This is a genomic window from Bradyrhizobium sp., from assembly GCF_022844465.1.
Lineage (GTDB): Bacteria > Pseudomonadota > Alphaproteobacteria > Rhizobiales > Xanthobacteraceae > Bradyrhizobium.
Genome location: NZ_JALHLP010000001.1, coordinates 701,193 through 720,077, shown reverse-complemented (window position 1 = coordinate 720,077; position 18,885 = coordinate 701,193). Strand labels below are relative to the sequence as shown.

General features: G+C 61.2%; 17 protein-coding genes. 10 read left to right on the top strand and 7 right to left on the bottom strand.

Translation table 11 applies throughout. The features are described 5' to 3' along the window. Positions 1-82 precede the first annotated feature (82 nt). The 3 genes from Q0D31_RS03565 (at position 83) to Q0D31_RS03555 (ending at position 4,122) form a co-directional block, all read left to right on the top strand. Positions 83-1,483 (top strand): M20/M25/M40 family metallo-hydrolase, encoded by a 1,401-nt coding sequence (locus Q0D31_RS03565; protein WP_291845128.1) that lies wholly within the window; start codon positions 83-85, stop codon positions 1,481-1,483. A gap of 62 nt (positions 1,484-1,545) precedes the next feature. Next, a complete protein-coding gene (locus tag Q0D31_RS03560; RefSeq protein ID WP_366518490.1) occupies positions 1,546-1,914 on the top strand; it encodes a hypothetical protein in 369 nt (122 codons plus the stop codon). A 99-nt stretch (positions 1,915-2,013) separates the two neighbouring features. Further along, positions 2,014-4,122, top strand: coding sequence for an AIPR family protein (locus Q0D31_RS03555; protein ID WP_291845120.1), 2,109 nt, complete (start codon positions 2,014-2,016; stop codon positions 4,120-4,122). Here Q0D31_RS03555 and Q0D31_RS03550 read toward each other — a convergent pair. Then, a complete protein-coding gene (locus tag Q0D31_RS03550) occupies positions 4,119-5,915 on the bottom strand; it encodes an ATP-binding protein (protein ID WP_291845110.1) in 1,797 nt (598 codons plus the stop codon). The genes Q0D31_RS03555 and Q0D31_RS03550 overlap by 4 nt on opposite strands. 41 nt (positions 5,916-5,956) lie before the next feature. Next, positions 5,957-7,240, bottom strand: a complete 1,284-nt coding sequence (locus Q0D31_RS03545; RefSeq protein WP_291845101.1) for a DNA double-strand break repair nuclease NurA — start codon at positions 7,238-7,240, stop codon at positions 5,957-5,959. 124 nt (positions 7,241-7,364) lie between these two features. On the opposite strand from Q0D31_RS03545, the gene Q0D31_RS03540 reads away from it, so the two are divergent. Together Q0D31_RS03540 and Q0D31_RS03535 are read left to right on the top strand one after the other, a co-directional pair. Then, entirely contained in the window at positions 7,365-7,757 is a 393-nt protein-coding gene (locus Q0D31_RS03540) for a very short patch repair endonuclease (RefSeq protein ID WP_291845092.1), read from the top strand. A 69-nt stretch (positions 7,758-7,826) separates the two neighbouring features. After that, complete coding sequence (locus Q0D31_RS03535; RefSeq protein ID WP_291845083.1) at positions 7,827-8,894, top strand: DNA cytosine methyltransferase; 1,068 nt, start codon at positions 7,827-7,829, stop codon at positions 8,892-8,894. 335 nt (positions 8,895-9,229) lie between these two features. Here Q0D31_RS03535 and Q0D31_RS03530 read toward each other — a convergent pair whose 3' ends face one another. Next, the gene (locus Q0D31_RS03530) at positions 9,230-10,009 is read right to left on the bottom strand and encodes a class II aldolase/adducin family protein (RefSeq protein WP_291845073.1); all 780 of its coding nucleotides are present in this window, start codon (positions 10,007-10,009) and stop codon (positions 9,230-9,232) included. Between the two features lie 109 nt (positions 10,010-10,118). Next, positions 10,119-11,768: a glycosyltransferase family 39 protein gene (locus Q0D31_RS03525; RefSeq protein ID WP_291845065.1), complete on the bottom strand. Its 1,650-nt coding sequence runs from the start codon at positions 11,766-11,768 to the stop codon at positions 10,119-10,121. Between the two features lie 343 nt (positions 11,769-12,111). Here Q0D31_RS03525 and Q0D31_RS03520 point away from each other — a divergent pair, with 343 nt between their 5' ends. After that, positions 12,112-12,990 (top strand): DUF308 domain-containing protein, encoded by an 879-nt coding sequence (locus Q0D31_RS03520; RefSeq protein ID WP_291845057.1) that lies wholly within the window; start codon positions 12,112-12,114, stop codon positions 12,988-12,990. Positions 12,991-13,153: 163 nt separating this feature from the next. Next, positions 13,154-13,567, top strand: a complete 414-nt coding sequence (locus Q0D31_RS03515) for a MucR family transcriptional regulator (protein WP_291845049.1) — start codon at positions 13,154-13,156, stop codon at positions 13,565-13,567. Here Q0D31_RS03515 and Q0D31_RS03510 read toward each other — a convergent pair whose 3' ends face one another. Together Q0D31_RS03510 and Q0D31_RS03505 are read right to left on the bottom strand one after the other, a co-directional pair. Continuing rightward, positions 13,568-13,996 carry a SufE family protein gene (locus Q0D31_RS03510; RefSeq protein WP_291845040.1) on the bottom strand — a complete coding sequence of 143 codons (429 nt, stop codon included), beginning with the start codon at positions 13,994-13,996 and terminating at the stop codon, positions 13,568-13,570. Between the two features lie 86 nt (positions 13,997-14,082). Next, entirely contained in the window at positions 14,083-14,466 is a 384-nt protein-coding gene (locus tag Q0D31_RS03505) for a DUF5330 domain-containing protein (RefSeq protein ID WP_291845033.1), read from the bottom strand. Positions 14,467-14,883: 417 nt separating this feature from the next. Here Q0D31_RS03505 and Q0D31_RS03500 point away from each other — a divergent pair, with 417 nt between their 5' ends. The 3 genes from Q0D31_RS03500 to Q0D31_RS03490 are packed head-to-tail and all read left to right on the top strand — an operon-like array spanning position 14,884 to position 17,752. After that, positions 14,884-16,692, top strand: a complete 1,809-nt coding sequence (locus tag Q0D31_RS03500; RefSeq protein ID WP_291845031.1) for an ATP-binding protein — start codon at positions 14,884-14,886, stop codon at positions 16,690-16,692. Further along, a complete protein-coding gene (locus Q0D31_RS03495; protein ID WP_291845029.1) occupies positions 16,685-17,374 on the top strand; it encodes a peptidoglycan-binding domain-containing protein in 690 nt (229 codons plus the stop codon). Before Q0D31_RS03500 ends, Q0D31_RS03495 begins: the two co-directional genes overlap by 8 nt. A 33-nt stretch (positions 17,375-17,407) precedes the next feature. Beyond that, complete coding sequence (locus Q0D31_RS03490) at positions 17,408-17,752, top strand: DUF1491 family protein (protein WP_291845026.1); 345 nt, start codon at positions 17,408-17,410, stop codon at positions 17,750-17,752. Between the two features lie 98 nt (positions 17,753-17,850). Here Q0D31_RS03490 and Q0D31_RS03485 read toward each other — a convergent pair whose 3' ends face one another. Next, positions 17,851-18,813, bottom strand: coding sequence for a DUF2336 domain-containing protein (locus tag Q0D31_RS03485; protein WP_291845017.1), 963 nt, complete (start codon positions 18,811-18,813; stop codon positions 17,851-17,853). Between the last annotated feature and the right edge of the window lie 72 nt (positions 18,814-18,885).

Sequence of the window (18,885 nt, the reverse complement as noted above, 5' to 3'; positions counted from 1 at the left end):
GCAGCCGTCGTCTTGCCTCGGGCTGCGGGCGAGCTACAACAGGACATCAGCGACAAAGCCCGATAGCCAGGGATCATCAGCCATGTCCAACGCCAGACTTCAGCCGGTCCTCGATCAGGTCGACGCCGATTTCGACAACAGTCTCGAACGGCTGTTCGCGCTGCTGCGGATCAAGTCGATCTCCGCCGATCCGGCTTTTGTCGGCGATTGCAGGGCGGCCGCCGAGCATCTCGCGAAGGACATCGCGACGCTGGGCTTTGCCGCCGAGGTGCGGCCGACGGCGGGACATCCGGCGATCGTCGCCAAGGCCAATGGCGGCGCGCGCGGGCGCCCGCATGTGCTGTTTTACGGCCACTATGATGTGCAGCCGGTCGATCCGCTCAATCTGTGGCGCCGCCCGCCGTTCGAGCCTGTCGTCACCGACCATGCCGATGGCCGGAAGATCATCGTGGCGCGCGGCGCCGAGGACGACAAGGGGCAGCTGATGACCTTCGTCGAAGCCTGCCGCGCCTGGAACAAGGTCACGGGGTCGCTGCCTGTTGATGTCACCATGGTGATCGAGGGCGAGGAAGAAATCGGATCGAAGAACTTCGTGCCGTTTCTGGAGCAGAACAAGAATGACCTGAAGGCCGATTTCGCGCTGGTGTGCGACACCGGCATGTGGGACCCGGACACGCCGGCGATCACGACCTCGCTGCGCGGGCTGGTCTATGACGAGGTCAGGATCAAGGCCGCCAACCGCGACCTGCATTCCGGCATCTTCGGCGGCGGCGCGCGCAACCCGATCCGGGTGCTCACCAACATTCTCGGCGGCCTGCACGATGCCGACGGCCACATCACCATTCCCGGATTCTACGACGGTGTGAAGGACCTGCCGCCGGACATCCTGGCGCAGTGGAAGAAGCTGAACCTCACGCCGGAATCGTTCCTCAATCCGATCGGCCTTTCGCTTCCCGCCGGCGAGAACGATCGCCTGCTGATCGAGCAGGTTTCCTCGCGGCCGACCTGCGACATCAACGGCATCATCGGCGGCTACACCGGCGAAGGCTCCAAGACGGTTATTCCGGCGGAGGCTTCCGCCAAGGTTTCGTTCCGCCTGGTGGAGGGACAGGACCCGGAACGAATCCGCAAGGCTTTTCGCGACTATGTCAGGGCGCGGCTACCCGCCGATTGCAAGGCCGAATTCACCGATCATGCCGGCGCGCCCGCGATCGCGCTCGACTGGAACATGAAGCCGCTCGCGGCCGCCAGGCGCGCGCTGACGGACGAGTGGGGCAGGGAGGCGCTTCTGATCGGCTCCGGCGCCTCGATCCCGATCGTGGCCGACTTCAAGCGCACGCTCGGCCTCGATACCGTGCTGGTCGGCTTCGGACTTGACGACGACAACATCCATTCGCCGAACGAGAAGTACGACCTGAAGAGTTTTCACAAGGGCATCCGCTCGTGGGTGCGGATTTTGGCGGCGTTCGCGGAGGCAAAGTAGCGGTATCGTAGGATGGGTAGAGCGCAGCGAAACCCATCATCTCGCCGCAACAGTAGGTCGCCATGACCGGTTATCGTCGCAACTTCGTCGCAGGAGGCTGTTTCTTCTTCACCGTCAATCTGGCGGAAAGGCATCGCCAACTGCTGACGGAGCACATCGATGAATTGCGCGGTGCGTTTCGTCAAACAAGGGAGCGCCATCCCTTCACGACAGATGCGATCGTCGTACTGCCTGATCATCTCCATGCGGTCTGGACACTGGCTGAAGGCGATCGGGATTTTGCGACGCGTTGGCGGCTGATTAAGTCGACGTTCTCACGCAACCTTGAAGCCGGCGAGCCCGTTTCGGCCAGCAGTTCCCGCTCCACTTCTGTGGGGAGACCAATAGCAGATTCCTCTCCAGGCTGGCTAAGTTGTTGTATTTTTGCATAATTCTGCGACATTGGATGTCGACGCAGCGACGAAATTAGGCTGCTGCATCTGACAGTTGCAATTCGCAGTATTTGCGTGAAAAGTTGAATCTGAGGGCTCATGGTGTCTCAGCCACAACGTATTTTGACGATCGAGGAGGAAAAGGCGGCCGAGTTCGGCAAGCGCCTGGACGTCGAGGTATCTGATCGTCTCGCGACCACATCTCCCAATGACGATGAACTTCAGGCAGCGTTCGCGGAAGCCGCTGGCGCATATATTGTCCAGGACGGTGGGATACCGGAGTTCATCCCCTGCTCAATTAACGAGAAGGTCGGACGCAACAGGGTTACTGTGCGCGGCTATTCTCCCATCGATGACACCGGCACTCTGCGCCTCGTCACAAGCGCGTACCGGAACGACGGCGCGACGCTGGGCTCATCCGAGTTCAACAGCCTGGTCACCTTTGCCTCAAACTTGGTGGCCGTGGTTGAGGCAGGACGCGAGCTTGATGATCGCCCCGAAGTTCTCGAACTCGTTAAACACGTCAGAGATGAAATTGGAGCATTGCGCGAAGTTCGTGTCATCGTGGTTTCCAATCTTCGGATCAATGCCGATGACCTGGAGGCTGAGAGCGGCACTCGCAGATTTCGCAGCGAGCAATACGACATTGATCGTCTTTATCGGATTTCCGATATCACCATCCGTCGCTCTGACATCCAGATCGATTTCGAAAAAATGCTTGGTCGCGGGATCCCGTGCATCGAGGTCAGTGGCAAGGATTACAACTACAAGACCTACCTTATGACCCTGGATGGGGAGACGCTATACAAAGTTTTTGAACGCTACGGATCCAAGCTGTACGAACTGAACCTCCGTTCCTATCTGCAGCCAAAGACCGGCGTGAACAAAAAGATTCTCGATACGATAAAAACGGCTCCGGTTCGTTTTCTTGCCTACAACAACGGAATATGTGCAACTGCAGACACGATCGAAGCGGGACTTGAGCACGGTCAGACGGTCATTCGAAAATTGGTCGGCTTCCAGATCGTCAACGGCGCCCAGACAACGAGTACCATCCATCGCGCCCGAAAGGGCGGCGAGGATGTCTCCCAGATACATGTTTCCGTGAAGCTCACGCGTGTGGACAGCGACGATCTGGAAGAATTCATCCCGCGCATCACTGAATATGCCAACACACAGAATCCGATCAAAGCCGCCGATCTTCAGTCAAACATCAAATTCCACCGGCAGCTTGAAGTGCTTTCCGAAAATGTTTGGTGCCCTGACGGCCAAAGCCGCTGGTTCTACGAGCGGACGCGCGGTGCCTATGAAGCTGCGTATATGCGTTACGGGACCACGCCGAAGAAGAAAAAAGAGTTTCGCGACGAGTGTCCAAAAAGTCAGAAGTTCGGAAAGACTGACCTAGCTGCCTATCTGGTCGCATGGGCCGGGGAGCCGCAGAAGGCTTGTCTGGGCGCGCAAAAGAACTTCAACTACTTCATGAACAAGCTCGACGAGTTCGTGCCTGCGGGTCAAGAACCGGACCCGAAGTTCTACCGGGATGCCGTGTCCATTGGAATCCTCTACGAAGAGGCAGCGCGGGCAGTCCGCAAGGCAGGCATTCCTGCCTATCGGGCGCAGATCACAGCCTATCTCGCCGCGCGCTGCGCCTCTGAATTCGAGACTTTCCGTCTCGACAGGATATGGTCAGAACAGGGTATCTCGGACGAACTCTTCGACTTGATGCTCGGATGGTCGCTCGACCTTCAGAAATGCATCGTTGAATCAGCAAACGGCCAGAACGTCACTGAATGGTGCAAGAAGGACGCCTGCTGGGAGGAAGTCGGCACAGTAAAGCTCATCATCAAGAATATGCCTCCGGAAGCTCTTTCGGAAGACAAAGACCCGCTTTTCTCTATAGACCCACCAGCCCTTCCGGAAGCGCGTCCGGCCCCCGTGAGCCCTAACGGCAGCGATCACATCGAGGTGAATACCGGAAGCCTTGATGATATCGAACTATGCTGCAGGCTAAACGAACGCGCCTGGGCCAAGATCGCCGTTTGGGGTGCAGAGACCAGGTCGCTCGACGATTTCGAAAGAAACATCGTAGCCACCATGCAGAAGATGGCTATTGGAGGCTGGAGTAAGAATCCATCACCCAAGCAGGCGAAGCATGCAGGACGCATCGCGCGACGTGCCATCGACCGTGAGGTCGTCAGCCCAGCCTAGCGCTTCCGCTTAGCGACTGCGCTGAACTTCAAGCTTGGCGGATCTGACCGCGCAGCTTTCGACGGCGCGGGTTGTTGCTCTTTCTTGTTCGCGTCGGGCGAGGCTTTCGCAGCAGGAGTCGGCGCAGCGGCCGCTGTAAAGGCTCCTCGGTTGCGAGCGCGGGTGCCGCTCTCATTCCATGAAGCCGCCGCCTTCAGAAAATCTTCATCGCCGATCTTGGAACTTTCGAAATTCTTGTCGTGATGGACCTTGACCAGCAACGGGAATCTGACCGCCTGGCCGGAAACGATCCCTTGGCCGGGGCCAAACGTCTGAAGGATATTCGCATCCGACTCCGACAGGTTTTCCATTACCGAGCGAACAAAATTTTTGTCCTTCGGATTCACAAGCCTCAGAACGAGGAAACTGTTGCATTGCGTGAGGATCGTCTCGTCGAGCCGGGCCGGCCTCTGGGAGATGATCATTAATCCAGTGCCGAACTTCCTTCCCTCGGTTATAACCTTCCGCACGGTCATGAGGGAGGGAGTCTCGTCCGTTCCCTCTTGCCGACTTGGAATGAAGTTGTGGGCTTCCTCGATGACAGTCTGGAACGGAGGAATGCGGTTGGTGAGCGCCGCCCGATGTGAAAACAGCGCGTCGAGGACCATCGATACGATGGTCGACTGGGTCAGGTGATCGTATCCGGCAAGATAGAAGATCGAGACCTGCTTCTTCCTGACGATATCCTCGGGATCCCGCTTGGGGTCCGGCATTTCATGGAATTGATAATCATCCTTGAGGCGTTCGCACAACACCTTGTTGTTCTGTTCCATCTGCTTCAACGCATTAAGAACAAAGCTCAAGGATCTCTTGACCGCATTGACCGTCGTGGCACCGAACTTCTTCGGCGAGTCCTCGGCGTCGTCCTCCTTGTCTTTTCTCGCGATCTTCGCCGCGGTGTTCTCGGCGCGCTGAATGAGTTCGAGGATATAATCCGACGCCTTGGTGCCGTCGCTGATCTTCGTTTCCATCACGATCTTGTTGAAGAAGTCATGCTGGGCATCGGTCATCTTCCTTCCCATCTTGGCAAGAAGATCCGAAACGACCGTGATATTCTCCTCGGAAACCTTCATCATCGGATAGAACAATTTTACATCCGTGCCCGGGGGCAACTTCGCTCGGTTCTCATAGAAGCCGAGATAGTCGCCGTGAGGATCGAAAATCACGATGGGATAACCGTGGCCGATAAGCGCAAGTATGATTCTGCGCGCGGCGACAGTTTTGCCACCTCCGGTCATCGCGAGAATTGCAAGATGCCGCGAAACGACCTTGTTGGCTGCGAGTGAGACATCGACATCCGATCGTCCCAGCAGGCTGCCAACGTGAAGTTTCGGAACATTGTCCTCCGAAGCACCCAGCAATTTTTTTATGGCCGACGCGGGTGGATTTATGACGCGGGCCGCGGGTTGAACGGGATAGGTCAACGGCGAGAGATCCATCTGACTGGTTGAATCCTCGTCGGATGATCCCAGGATGAGGACTTCGGCGTTCAGGTAGTCGCGACTGGTTGAAAGGACGGTGTCGATCAGGCGGAGGTTCTGCTCGGCCAACTCCTGGGCGGCTTCGGCCGGAAAGAACGGGTTGTGCCTGTCGATCGAGACGATCCGGCCCCAGATGATCGCATTTCCATGGCTCTTGTTGTCATCCGGGATGGCAGAAAGAGTCGCGACGATATCTCCCACCTTTGCTCGGAAGCTGCGTAGGATAAACTTGTAGCTGTCTGTGGACGTGTTGCCGACGACCGTTCCGATCATGTTCTCGCTATTTGTTATCCATGTCATCATTCATGTCCCGATTAGGCCTTTGGCCGAAAAAACCAGTCCCTGCTGCTGACTGAAAGCATCTTGATAGCGTATTCCTGCAGCTTTCGGTCATCCGACTCGAAGGCCTTTCTAAGCAAAACGGCTTTGTGGCCGGCGCCTATCTCCTTGCTCAGCCAACTCGGAACCTTGGCGAACTTGTCGACGATATCCAGAGCCACCGGGAAGCCGTATCCGGGCAAGAGGCGCGCCGTAGCGAGGATCAAGGTCATCGCCTCTTCGTGATTCCGCGCTCCCTCGAAGGTTTCGACCCGGAAAGGTCGAACTGTCTCCGATGGCTTCAGAAACGTTGTCAGGGGATTGGGATAGACTTTGAGATTTTCGTCCCAGTCCTTCGGCCATTTGTTGCTCGGCTCCTGGCGCGGTACCGTCGTCGGCGTCAGATATTCGCCGGCTTCCAGCACGACGTCCAGAATCTGGGCATCCGAAAGATCGTACTTTCGCAACAGCGCAAGCCCAGCCCTCTTTTCCGCCTCGGGCAAGTCGCCCGCCTGATACATCGTCAGGATCAATCGCTCGAGGAGCGGTCTGCCTCCGCCATCGCGCTCCACCACACCGAAAACCGGCGCCGAAGCTTCCTTCAATTGCTCCAGAATCTGACGGTAGAGCGGTATGAAATGGCGCTCATCCCTTGCTACGGCAGCACCAAACAGGCTTTCGGCGGCCTCGGCGGTGAAGTGAGGGAATCCAGGTGGCCCGTACGGAGCCGCCGGGTTGATCAGAGGACCGTGCACAAGCAGGACCCCGAGATCCTGTCGGCGACGCGACAGCGCCAGCGCGGCTGCGATTTCTGAGATAATCCGTGCGGCATCCCGGAGTTTGGCCCGATCGTCGTATCGGTCCTCGATGTCTTCAGGTACGTCAAAGGTCAAAGGCTCTTCGGCATACAAATCGTCGACGATGGAGAATTCGATCTTGAATTCTTCCCGCTCCCCCGACTCATCGCCAGGCCGGACCACGTAGCTGCCAACGCGGATCCCCAGCGGCGACGCACCTGGGAGATCAATTGCGGCGACGCCACCATCAACAAAGCCGAAAGCGCGCCCCTTCTGGCGTGGCCAGAATTCTGCGGGATTGTATGCCGCTTTCTGGACGCGACCATTGGCTCGAAGAAACACGCTCAGTTTCTCCGCGAGGTTGCCGACATGCTCGACAAAGGCATGCTGAAGCCGCGGTCCTTCCGACCGCGCGACGCGCAGCATGTTTGCAAGGAAATCGCCCTGCGTGATCTTGCTTTCGATCCGATCCTGGATTTCCATTCTTGCAAAACTCGATCTTTCGAGTCCTCCCTCGCAACCCTCCTATGTATCAATGACTTACGCAACTAAAACTAGGAAGAAACCCGTGGACGCCGCTCCGGTTCGACTGCACCGAGGTGACATCATGAGCCCCCAGAAGCGGAGCGCCCTGATGTCGCGGATCCGTGGCAAAGGCACTAGGCCAGAACTGGTTGTCGCTGGCCTGCTCGCGGAGGCCGGACTGGATTGGGAAGAGCATGCCAGAGACCTCCCCGGCCGACCTGATTTCGTGCTGCGCGATCGCCGTATCGCGATCTTCGTGGACGGCGATTTCTGGCATGGATGGCGGTTCCCCGCATGGCGGCTCAAGCTTTCCGAGAAATGGGAGCGGAAGATCCAAGCCAACAGGAATCGCGACGTCCGGAACTTCCGGACCCTGCGTCGCTCCGGATGGAGGGTGATTAGACTTTGGGAGCACCAGATAAAAAAGAACCCCGCCGCCTGCCTCGCAAGAATTGTCGCTGCAGACCGCAGATGAGACGTGGCGTCTTGCCAGAAAGCCTGGCATGTTGAGCGAAACTCCAGCGCTCAGATAATTGGGGACTTAATGAAGGGCATCGACCTGTTTTCCGGAGGCGGTTGCGGCAGCGCAGGCGCTAGACATGCCGGCTTGACGATGGTCGGCGCCGTGGATGCTTGGGATGTCGCAGCAGCCACCTACGGCGACAACTTTCCGACCGCCAAGGTAATCAATGCGAGACTCACCGACCGGAGCGGCCCCGACATCTTCGGGCGCATCGGCAAGGTCGACATGCTGATAGCGTCTCCGGAATGCACTCACCATTCAATCGCCCGCGGCAACCGGCCGGTCGACCAGGAGAGCCAGCGCTCGGGCTGGTACGTCATGAATTTCATCAAAGCGCTTGATCCGCGATGGGTGGTGCTCGAGAACGTGACTCCGATGCGCAATTGGCCGGGCTTCGACGGTCTCATTGCCTCGTTGAAGAAGAGGTACAAGCTCCGGATCGGCCCCCTCGATGCCTCTGATTTCGGTACTCCGCAGAGCCGCAGGCGCCTGTTCATCGTCGGCGACCAACTTGTGACACCCACTCTTGCATTGCCCGGCTACAGGCCGACAAGAGACGCCTCGTGCATTCTCGAGCGTGAAGGCAATTATTCCGCTGATCCCGTCTACAACGGCAAGCGGGCAGCTTCGACGATAGCCCGCGTGGAGCGCGGCATAGCAGAACTCGGTCGCGGGAAAGATTTCCTGATCGTCTACTACGGTTCAGACAAAGCGGGCGGCTGGCAACGGCTCGATCGCCCGTTGCGGACCCTAACGACGTTGGACCGCTTCGGGCTTGTTCGCTGGATCGATGGTCAGCCAACGCTACGGATGCTTCAAGTACCCGAGCTAAAGCGTGCAATGGGCCTTACCCATCTGAAGGATGAAAATGGTAATGGCGTGCAGTTTGCGCTCGACCAAGGTACCCGCAGGGACAAGGTAAGGGTGCTCGGCAATGGCGTCTGTGCACCGGTGATGAGAGCGGTGGTGGGCTCGCTGTTGGGCGCCGGCAGTCGCGACATCCTCGACGATGAGGCTGTCCCTGCCAGAGCTCGATCTCAGCCTCCGACTAAAAAGCACGTCGGCGCGGCGCGTACGCTGTCCTACTGAAGCTGCCCTTAGGGAGACACCCTATGCTCCCTGAGGGCTCCATACATACTAGATCTTGCGTTTTCGGATAGTGCGAGACCCCATTCCTACTTTGCATGGGGTTGTTTTCGCAATTTTGGGTCCAGACGCTGCGCCGCAGAGCGGCGTGGTGAACCGCAGTGCCGAGACCCATGGCAATCGTGGTAGTGGGTCCCGGCTCTCCGGAGCAACGAAGAACGCTGCACCGCGTCCGGGACACGCTCTCAGAACAAAAAACGCCGCCCGGAATTGGGCGGCGTCTGGATCCGGTAGTGCAGAGGTCGTTGAAGGCGATACTATACAAAAATCCGGAAAACTCAATTCCGGTAGCTCGGATCGATGCGGTCGAGTTTGCGCAACAGCGGCGGCCATACCAGGGTGGTCGAGCGCCGTTCCGCGCCATCGGGATTGTGGAACAGCTGCTCGTTCTTGTCGATCACGGCCTGTTCGACCGGGTAGGCGGTCGGGCCCAGCATGCGGGTGCGCACCTGCATGGTGCAGGCTCGCTCCAGATGATACATGCGCTCGAAGGCGCAAGCGACCGAACGGCCGACCGTCAGCGTGCCGTGATTGCGCAGCAGCATATGGTTCTTGTCGCCGAGGTCCTTCTGCAGCCGCGGGCGTTCGTCATGATCCAGCGCCACGCCTTCGTAATCGTGATAGGCGAGGTCGTGGGTGACGAAATGCGCGGTCTGGTTCATCGGCAGCAGGCCTTCCAGGCAGCTCGCCACGGCGGTTCCGTCCGGCGTGTGCAGATGCAGGACGCAGCCGGCATCCTCGCGCGCCTCGTGGATGGCCGAATGGATGGTGAAGCCGGCCGGGTTGATGCTGTACTGGCTTTCGGTGAGCTGGTTGCCGTGGAGGTCGACCTTCACCAGGCTCGAGGCCGTGATTTCTTCGAACATCAGGCCATAGGGGTTGATCAGGAAATGATGGTCGGGGCCGGGCACACGCGCGGAGATGTGGGTATCGACCAGATCGTCCCAGCCATACAGCGCGACGAGGCGGTAACAGGCGGCGAGGTTGACGCGCTGGGTCCACTCAGCCTCGCTCATGCCGGACGGGACTTGCTTCAGGCGGGCTTCGGCTGGCGACATGACGCGGTCTCTCCCGTCAATTGATGATGTTCGCGAACAAGCCTATTCCTCCAGCGGATCCGCAGCAAGCCAGCGTGGCGGGGGCTGATGCCAGGCCGGCTGCGCGCGGTCAGGGTGGCGGAATCTCCAGCAGGGTCGAGATGCTGCTGCCGCGAATATCGTAGACACGCGCAAACACGACGTCGTCGCGCCTGATTTCCACCAGCACCGGGGCGGTGAGGCCCTTGCAGTAGAACTCGCCCAGCGTCATCGCGAAGTCGGCGGACTGGCTGTCCCAGCCGATCGTGAACTCGGGACCAAGCGCGACCTGCGCCGGGCGCTGCGGCCCGCATACCGCGACCTTCCATTTGTGCCCCTGTGGCGGCGATTCCTGTCGCTCGACCAGTTCGTCGCGCAGACCATCGGACGCCTGCTTGAGCGCCAACCCCCAGTAGTCCAGCATGAAAAGATTGTCGGCGGAGCGGACCGTGCCGGCGATGTGGTTGAAATGGGTGTATTCGTAGGGGTGCAGGCGGATCATCTCGCTAAGCGGCAGCAACAGGCCGAACGAGAACAGCGCCAGCGCCGCCGGTTGCCAGCGGCGGTGATGTTCTGTCAGCCAGTTCATGCCCCAGGCGAATGATACGCCGGCGAGGACTGCCATCGGCGGAATCACGAAAATGAAATGCCGGATGCCGTTGTAGAGCGCGGGGCGCTTCACCATTGCGATCACCAGCGGCAGGCTGGCCGCCAGCGTCAGCATCAGGAAGATGGTCTTGCGGCGGGCTGACACGTCAAAGCGTGACAGCGACAGGAAGGTGCCGACGACGCCGGCAAACAGGAGCGCGAGCAGGACTTCGGGAAGCTGCAGCGCGAACAGCGTTGGCAGGTACGACCACGGCATATCGGGCACCGACACCAGCGCGCCGTCGAACATTTCCTTCCAGGGTTTTTCGAAGAAATGCGAGAAATAGGTCAGCGCCTGGAACGGATGGCCGGGCTCCATGATCGACCACGGCCATATCAGGCCCATGATCAGGTAGCCCAGGACCAGGCCAGGCAGCAGCATATAGCCGACGTGGGCAAGGCGATGCACGGCCTCGCGCGCCCCCCGGTTGCGGACCTCCTCGATCAGCAGCGGCACGAAGCCTACCATAGCATAGACCAGCGCCAGCCCGCCGAGGATGCGGCAGCCGATGGAGAGCCCGGCCCCGAGGCCGACGATCAGGATGGTTCGCGGCGAGGGCGCCGGATATTCCTCGGCGAGGCGCACCAGGCCGAGCATCAGGATGACCATCGAGACGGCAAACGGCGCGTCCTTCGGGTTCATGAACATGTGGCCGTAAAAGGTCGGGCACAACGCCAGCAGCAGCAACGTCGCGAGCCCCGCCAGCGGGCCGCCGACGCGCCGCGCCAGCCGCCAGGTGATGGCAAGACCGATCAGGCCGACGACGGCTCCGAGCAGGCGGCGGGTTTCGAACAGTTCGAGTGGAATGACCTTGTGCAGCAGCGCGGCCGCCATGTCGAAGCCGCCACCATACATGTAGAGATTGGCGAAAGACAGCGCTGCGGTATCTCCGAAACCGGAGGCGTACATGCGCAGCAGCAGATCGGCGTATTCGGCGTGGGTATAGTCGTCCCAGCCCAGGCCGTAGTCACGAAAGGTCAGGCCCGCGATGAGGGCGACGGCGCCCAGTGCGAACACGGCAAGGTCGTCGCAGGTCCGTTCCACCGAGCGCCGCGCGGGCGTATCGAGGGCGGAAGTCGTGATCGATGACATGGCTGATGGTAACCCGGTGTCCCCTATGGCCCAGTCACGGTATTCTTGAGCCTCATTCCCCAGTATCCCATATAGCTGAGTTGGCTTACCAAGTAATTGGGGATTGTGACATAAATCCTTGATGCAACGCAGCAAAGAGCCGCAATCGAACGGTTTATTCTTGGGGCGCTCGGGCTGAATGGGGCCTGAATGAGCCAACCGGCAGGCCAGGCAAAGAAGGACCCGGTCCAAAGCTTTTGGGGAACTCTGGGTTCAATTGTCGGTTGGCCAAGGGCACAATATGACGGTATCGTGGCATCAGCGGCCAGTGGGCATTTCCCGCGACGGCTCAGGGGGTTGGTAGATGATGGTTGTTTTGTTGGTCGTCGGGATCGGCCTGGTTCTGGTGGGCCTGCTGGCGATCGGCTTCGGGGTCCCGATCAAGGAATTCAGCACCGGCAACACGCTGATCATCACCGGCGCGATGGGGTTTTGCACCGGCGCGATCATGATATCGCTGTGGATCGCGGTCGGGGAGTTGCGCAAAACCGCGCGGCGGTTTGTCGGCGGGATGCCGGAGCCGCTCGGCGAAGTCGAGTCGCAACCTGTCCTGTCGCCCGGTGCCAACCGCGACTATGCCGCCGGCGAGAACGGCTTTCCATCCGGCCGTGATCAGCAGGGCATGCCGCAGGCAGGTGGCACTGATATGTCCGCTCTGCCGCCCCCGTGGCAGGATGAAGCTGTATTGCGTGATCACCCGATGCCGGAGCCGGCCGAGATGGCTCCACAGGCTCCGAAACCCAAGCGAAATCTGCTGTTTTCATCGACATCGCGCCAGGATCGCGATCGGGTGCAAGCGAGGACCAGCGAGCCATTCTCGCCGGATCTGCTTCCGCCTGATCTACGCCCGAACTCCTCCGTCATGTCGCCGGAGATCGAAACGGCCGGGCTGCAACCGGCGGCGCTCGAAGATACCCGACCAGCGGGGAAACGCGCGAAGTCCGGCGGTGAACCAGCTTCCGCGCGGCGCGCCGGCCGGACGCCGCCGACGTTCGGCGAAGCCAAGGGTTCGTCGGCGCGGAGTACGGGTCAAGCGGCGGTGACGGTGCTGAAGTCGGGCGTGGTCGAGGGGATGGCCTATTCGCTTTATTCCGACGGCTCGATCGAGGCCCAGATGCCGGAGGGCATGATGCGGTTTGCCTCGATCGACGAACTGCGCGCGCATCTCGATCAGCGGCTATGAGCCGCCAAAACTTGCCGCGAAGCGATCACCGTTCTTGTCAATACACCGGCAATCCGTTCATGTTCGGCAGTTGATAATCGATTCCGTGCGCGTATAGGCGGGACCGGACACTGTCGGTCTACGGCGATCGTCAGTTGGTTTCGCGCTTCCCTGGAAGGTAACCATGACCGATTCCGTCGGTAAAACGCCCGTTGAGCTGACCGCGAGTATCGTCTCGGCCTATCTGAGCAACAACCCGACACCGGCTTCCGAAATCCCGAACCTGATCAACCAGGTTCATGCTGCGCTGCTGCGGGTATCGACCGGTCGGGTGGATACCGCTTTCGAGCCGGCCAAGCCGGCCGTATCGGTCAAGAAGTCGATGACCCCCGAATATCTGATCTGTCTGGAGGACGGCAAACGTTTCAAGTCGCTGAAGCGGCATCTGCGCGCGCAGTACAACATGACGCCGGAACAATATCGTGAAAAATGGGGCCTGCCGGCCGATTATCCGATGGTGGCGCCGAATTACGCCGTGGCGCGCTCGCAGCTCGCCAAGAAGATGGGACTGGGCCAGCAGGCGCGGAAGCGGAAGTAACTACGAAGTTGCCGCCAGCGCCTCGCGCGCGTCCGCGCGGATGCGCTCGACCATCGACCGCAGGCCGTTGGAACGCTGCGGCGTCAGGTGCTCGCGAAATCCGAACCCGTCAAATACGGCCAGCGCGTCGGTCGCCAGGATTTGTTGCGGCGTGCGTCCGGAATAGAGCGTCAGCAGGATTGCGATCAGGCCGCGGACGATGTGGGCGTCGCTGTCGCCCAGATATTTCAGCCGCGGCTCGCCGGCGCCGCTGCGCTCGATCTGCCTGGAAAGCCAGACCTGGCTGGCGCAGCCGTTCACCTTGTTCTCGGCGGAATGTTCCGCTTCCGGCATTGGATCGAGCGTGCGGCCGAGTTCGATGACGTACCGGTAACGGTCGTCCCAATCCTCCAGCAGCTCGAAATTCTCCCTGATCTCGTCGATCGTCATTCGGCACCTGATGCGAGCAGGATATATAGGATGCGGTTCAGCCGAAAGCGACGGAAATGGCGCTAGTTCCGTGACGTTATTTGCAATTATGGCGCGGGCGGTAGCCGCCATTCGATCGCCATATCGTCCGGACTGAGCGTCTCGCGCGGAACGGCGTCGGCCACCGCGGCCTCGGTGCCCACAATCGATCCGGTGTGGTCGGGCGCCTTCTTGTCGATAATGATCTTGTAGAGCTTGCGGGCGCCCTCCTGGGCACGCTGGCCGATCGCGGTCGCGGCCTGGCCGCCGACCTCGCAGGCTGATGGCTGGCGCTTGCAGAACTGGCTCATGTCGGAGACGGCGGCGGTCGCCGCCGATACGGCTTCGGACGCGCCGATTTGCGGCAGCTTGTCAGATTCAGGCGTCTTGTCCCTGGGCAGCAGCACCAGCACAAGCCCGAGCCAAAAAGCCATGCGAAGCAGGAAAAACATCTCGCGATTCCGGTCGTCTCTTGTGGTTGCCCGCGGTTGGTCCGCTGGTTGGTTGCTGATTAACAGCCCTCGATAAATCGATGGTGTTTGCATCAGGCAAAGCCGGCGAAAATTGTGCAAACGATGCAATGGTTCGATTCGACGTAAATTTTCCATTGACGACGGCAGCGCGACCAAACCGGACGCGGACGGTGCGTCCACCAATTCGAAACCATGGATTGATCAGGTCGGAAACCCGACGTTCACCATCCGCCTCGAATGAACGGCGCGTAGCGGCTGAAAGTCTCGCGGACGCGCGTTGTCGGCCGCTGCTCCGCGCAGCCTTAGCGTTCGCTTAAGTTCGCTCTGACACGGTACCGCGTCTGGAGGGGGCGTTTCGGCGCCTCTGGCTGGCGAACAAGCCGAAGCGCGAGAGCAGTGACCGTATTGAGTATCATCCGCGATTGTCTCGATGCGTTGCTGCATCCCTCGGCACGATATGATGCGCTTACGCGCGCCCGCCATCGCGCCTTCATGGCGCCTCGGTTGCTTGGAAGCCTGGTCGCGCTGGCGGCTTTTCCGGTATATCTGGTGCTGCGCGGGGCGCCGACCGCGCTCGAGGTCGCGGCGTTTGCCTGGCTGACCGCGCCCATCCTGCTGTCCTGGTTTCTGTCGCGCACCGGCCGTTATGAGGCTGCGCATATCCTGTCATCGTTGGCGGTGGCAGGCCTAGTCATGATGATCGCCGCAATCACCGGAGGCATTGAATCCTTCGCGGTGATCTGGCTGGTGGTCGTTCCCGTAGAGGCTGCGCTGTCGGCTTCGCGCCGCGTGGTGGCGTTCGCGTCGGCGCTGGCGCTGTGCTGCGCCGCCTTGCTGATCGCGCTCGGACATTTTCATCTGCTGCCGGCGGCGGAACCGAGCGCGGCCTTGCGCGGCCTGCTGATGACGGCAGGCGTGGCGTCGGCGACGCTGTATGCCGCGGGGCTCGCCTTTGGCGCGGAAGCGCTGGCGCGTGCGTCCGGATCGCTGCTCTCGATCGAGGAAGACCGCTACCGCCTGCTCGCGCGCAACATCAGCGACGTGATTTCGCGGCACGGCCGCAACGGCGCCGTGCACTTCATTTCTCCGGCCGCCGAATCCATGCTCGGCACCTCGGTCGCGCGGCTTGCCGGCCACGGTCTGTTCGATCGTGTCCATGTCGCCGATCGTCCGGCCTATCTCACGGCGTTGTCGGATGCCGCACGCGGCGGTGAGCAGCGCGTCGAGTTCCGGATCCGCCGCGACGCGGTTCGCGATCGGGACATTGCCGCTGATTTCATCTGGGTCGAGATGCGTTGCCGGCCGCTTGATGGGGCCTCGACGGGTACGGATGTCGTTGCCGTGATGCGCGACGTCACCGACCGGAAGCTTCAGCAGCAGGCGCTCGAACTGGCGCGCGCGGACACCGAGCGGGCAGATGCGTCCAAGACCCGCTTCCTGGCGACCATGAGCCACGAACTGCGGACACCGCTGAACGCCATCATCGGGTTTTCCGAAATGATCGTGCAGGAAGACGTGCTGATGCTCGATGCGAACAGGCGCAAGGAGTACGCGCAGCTGATCCACGATTCCGGCCAGCATCTGCTGTCGATGGTGAACGGTATTCTCGACATGTCCAAGATGGAAGCGGGTAATTTCGAGATTTCGCCGGAGCCTTTCGCGCCTCGTGCTGCATTGCTGCATTGCTGCAATCTGCTGGCCCTGAAGGCGCGCGACAGCGGCGTCGACCTGATCATCCGTGCGCCCGAAGAGTTGCCCGTCATGACCGGGGATCCGCGCGCTTTCAAGCAGATCGCGCTGAACCTTGTCGTCAACGCCATCAAGTTCACCGAGCGGGGCGGCCGCGTCACGGTCTCGGCTTCGGTCGAGGGATCGCGGCTGTTGCTTCGTGTCGCCGATACCGGGGTGGGTATTGCCGCCGACGACCTCAAGCGGATTGGCGATCCTTTCTTCCAGGCCGGCAAGACCTTTGAGCGCAAGCAGGAAGGCACCGGCCTTGGCCTGTCGATCGTGAAAGGTCTGGTTGGGCTGCACAATGGCGAGCTGAAGGTGCAAAGCAGTGTCGGCGAGGGGACCACGGTAGCCGTGGCGTTGCCGCTGGACTTCACGCCGCCGCAGCCGCCTTCAAGCAATGTCGCGCCGCTGAAGCCGGCGCTGCGGTCAGGATTGCAGGACCGAGCCCATCAGGTGAAGAAACGTGCCTAGACGCAACGATGACGATCACGAGATGCCGCGCCGCCGCCGCAGCGCGCGGCCGGCTGCGCTCGACGTCGATGAGGAGCGCAACCTTGTGATGCGCGCGCTGCTGCACAGTCCGAAGGACACGGTCGCAGCCCTGCTTGCCGCCGCTGCCGTCTGCGCCATTGTCGCCAACGCTCTCTTTCTGCAGACCGGCCGGCATCCGTCGCCGATGTTTGGCTCGGTCGTCACGCTGCCGGCGCAGCAAGCAGCCGTCGCCGGCCCGTTGCCGCGTCCGCGCCCGGTCGAGATCATCGCCAGGCCGACGGAGGCCGAACCGCAGGAAATCAGGCCAGTCGAGGTGAGGGGCGCCGATTCCAGGAATCCCGGTCCGAGGAGCCCCGACGCAACGACCAGTCCGATGGTCAAGCCGACCGGCGCGCCCGCAACGACATCGGCGATTGTCGCGCGGCCGCCGGCGCCGATTCCGCCGCCCGCGCAGAACGCCGGCGCGCGTCGCGTCGCAGCGGTACAGCGCGCGCTCACCCAGTATGGCTACGGCCAATTGAAGCCGACCGGCGCCGTCGGCGCCGATACCCAGGCCGCCATTTCGAAGTTCGAGCGGGAGCGCAAGCTCCCGGTGACCGGCCAGATGTCGGATCGCCTGGTGCGCGAACTCTCCGCCGTCATCGGCCATCCGATCGACTAGATTCTCCGCGGGCGGTGGCCTAACGTCCGGCCCATGCGACTGAAATCATCCATCTGGGTGGCGGCCTATCTGCGCCGCTGCCAGACCGAGGGCATCTTTGGCGCCGTGCGCCGGCGGGGCGCCGAGGAGGCCGGGGCCGTCTTCATCAAGGTGGCGCTGCTCGACGGCAACGCCCTGCTTTTTGCGCCTGCGCCGCAGACGGTTTACGACGACAGCCGGCCGGCCGAGCGCTTCTTCGTTCCGACCTCGCCGCAGCCGGTATCGGAACAGTCGGTGGAAGAGCGTCTGGCCAGCGAAATCCGCTTCGATCCCGACGCCTGGATCGTCGAGACCGAGGACCGGGCAGGGCGGCATTTTCTCGATCTGGCGAAGTCTTGACGCATGATCCGGAAAAGTGTGTAGCGGTTTTCCGAAAAGATCATGCGCAAACAAAGGGCTTAGAGCGGGATGGCGATTCGAAGAAAAGTCATTCCGCTCTAGCGTTTCAAGCCGTCGGTGCCGGTGCGAATGGCGGGCGCGCCGGCCGGTTGCACGCCGGAATGTCCCTGCGGGGTCGCGGCTCGCGCTCGGTTGCGCTCGTCGTCGTAAAGCGCGGAACGGTGCTTGGCGCGGGTGACGGACATGGTCGTACCGCGCCATGCCGACAGCATGACCAGCGCGGAGCGTTCGCTCAATCGATCGTAGAGTCGCGACAACCGATAGACATGATGCACGGAACAGCCGAGTTCCGGGTTGAGGAACATCAGAACGCGCTGAAAGGCCGCGCCTGGCATCTCCAGCGCCCGTGCCGCGCAGGCCAGAGGCTCGCCACCGGGGTCATGGACGATTTGCTCGGCGATCCGCGCCGGCAGGATCAGCGCCTCGCCCAGTTCGAGCGCGAAGCTTCCGGTGTCCTCGGCGAACGCGGCCATTTCCAGGGTTTCGATCGCGCGGGCCGCGCGGGCGGCGGGGATTCTTGCCGAGGCCTTGAGCGGCGCTTCGGCGAGCTGTTGCAGCATGAGCGCACGTTCGCTGCAGCCGGCGGCAAAGAAGGTGCCGGTGATTTCGACGGCATCGTTGGGCCGCATCGGCAGGTTGGACGCCATGCGCAACTGGGCTTCGCTCGGCATTCGCTGCCGCCAAGGCTCGGTCGCAACGGCGACGGGCTCATCCTGGCCGGGGGGTGAACGCCGCAACCCCAGTTTGATGCTGATCTCCGCCGGCGTCGCCGGATAGACCGCCAGCCGCGACCGCACGGCGGCGCGCGTGGCGTCGTCGACCTGATCGATCAGCCGGGACGCCAGTTCGACAAATTGCCGTTCCTCGTCGGCGGAATGGGCGCTGGCCTGGACATAAAGGTCGGTCAGCACGCGCAGCAGCGTCGGACGAATATCGACCCCCTCGCGGCGGGAGAGCGTCATCAGCCCGTCAAAACCGGGAAACAATGGAGCTGAGGTCATGTCAGGTTACGCGACTTCGCCAATACTTCGCGCCAGCCTACGCGCGGGGCTTTAAGAGCTGGTTAAGGAAAA